1 pseudogene is annotated in these 1722 nt (G+C 59.0%); it reads left to right on the top strand.

Features of this window, described 5'->3' with window-relative positions:
• Positions 1–237: 237 nt before the first annotated feature.
• Positions 238–1673 (top strand): annotated as a pseudogene (gene aldA / locus HA48_RS21840) (aldehyde dehydrogenase).
• Positions 1674–1722: the final 49 nt, after the last annotated feature.

Here is a 1722-nt window from a genome sequence, read left to right as displayed (position 1 = left end):
GTTTCGGGCGTGCTCACGCTCCCTGCTGACCCGGTGCCGTATCAGCAGCAACCTGTGCCGTATCTACAGCGATAAGCCACAAGCCTCTCGCAAGCGGAATGCTGCGTCCGTCACATCAATCTTCCCTTCGCTGCCACCTGCTGCGCGACGCTGGCACAGATAAAAAGGTGCTGCCTGCCGTTCTGTTTCACTCTGCTTGCCTGTAACAATAACGAAACCGAACGCGGAGCCCTGCACATGATTACACAACATCAGCACTATATTAATGGCGCTTTCACAGCCGCCGGGAGTACCTCGTGGATTGAGGTCATCAATCCGGCCACTGAAGCCCTGCTCTCACGGGTGCCGGAAGGCACGCAACAGGATGCAGCGGCTGCCATCGATGCCGCGGAGGCGGCGCAGCCCGCCTGGGAAGCGCTGCCGGCGGTTGAGCGCGGTGCCTGGCTACGGAAGATCGCGGCCGCCATCCGCGAGCGGGAACCGGAGCTGACCGCCACAATCGTGGCCGAAGGCGGCAAAACGCAGGGGCTGGCGCAAACGGAAGTGCTGTTCACTGCGGATTACCTCGACTACATGTCCGAGTGGGCGCGCCGCTACGAAGGTGAAATCATCAACAGCGATCGGCCGAACGAGAATATCTTCGTCTTCAAAAAAGCGATAGGCGTCACCACCGGCATTCTGCCGTGGAACTTCCCCTTCTTCCTGATTGCGCGCAAAGCCGCGCCGGCGCTGGTCACCGGCAACACCATCGTCATCAAACCCAGTGAACTGACGCCAAACAATGCCGCCATTTTTGCGCAAATCATTCACGACATCGGCCTGCCTCAAGGCGTCATCAACTTCGTTTACGGCTATGGCCCGGAAGTGGGCCAGGCGCTGGCCGCGCATCCTAAAGTGGGACTGGTGAGCCTGACCGGCAGCGTCAACGCCGGCATCGCCACCATGCAGGCGGCGGCGCAAAACGTCACAAAAGTCTCGCTCGAACTGGGTGGCAAAGCGCCAGCCATTGTCATGGACGATGCGGATGTCGAGCTGGCGGTAAAAGCGATTGTCAGCTCACGCGTGATCAACAGCGGCCAGGTGTGTAACTGTGCAGAACGCGTTTACGTGCAGGCGGGCATATATGACCGCTTCATGAGTACGCTGATTGCCGCGATGGGCGAGGTAAAATGGGGTAATCCCGCCGAACAAGCCGATCTGGACATGGGGCCGCTTATCAACGCCGCCGCACTGATGCGCGTGGAACAAAAAGTGGCAAAAGCGTGGTGGAAGGCGGTAAGGTGGTACTCGGCGGTAAACGTAGCGGTAGCCAGGGATTCTACTTTGAACCCACCATTATCACCGGCGTGCATCAGCAGATGGAGATCATGCGCGAAGAGATTTTTGGTCCGGTACTGCCGGTCATGACCTTCAATACGCTCGACGAAGCAATTGCGCTGGCGAACGACTGTGACTACGGGCTGACATCCTCCCTCTACACGCAGAACCTCAACACCGCCATGCTGGCGCTGCGCCAGCTGAAATTCGGTGAGACCTATATCAACCGCGAAAACTTCGAAGCGATGCAGGGATTCCATGCCGGATGGCGTAAATCAGGCGTCGGCGGTGCCGATGGCCGCCACGGGCTGGAGGAGTATCTGCAAACCCACGTCGCCTATCTGCAGTTCTCATAACGGACGTTCCGGCCACCCTTGCTGCACCGCTGCGGCGCGATGTATCTTA

This window comes from Pantoea wallisii (assembly GCF_002095485.1).
Classification (GTDB): Bacteria; Pseudomonadota; Gammaproteobacteria; order Enterobacterales; family Enterobacteriaceae; genus Pantoea; species Pantoea wallisii.
Note: the sequence above shows the minus strand (reverse complement) of the source record. Positions and strands in the feature narration are given on the sequence as shown.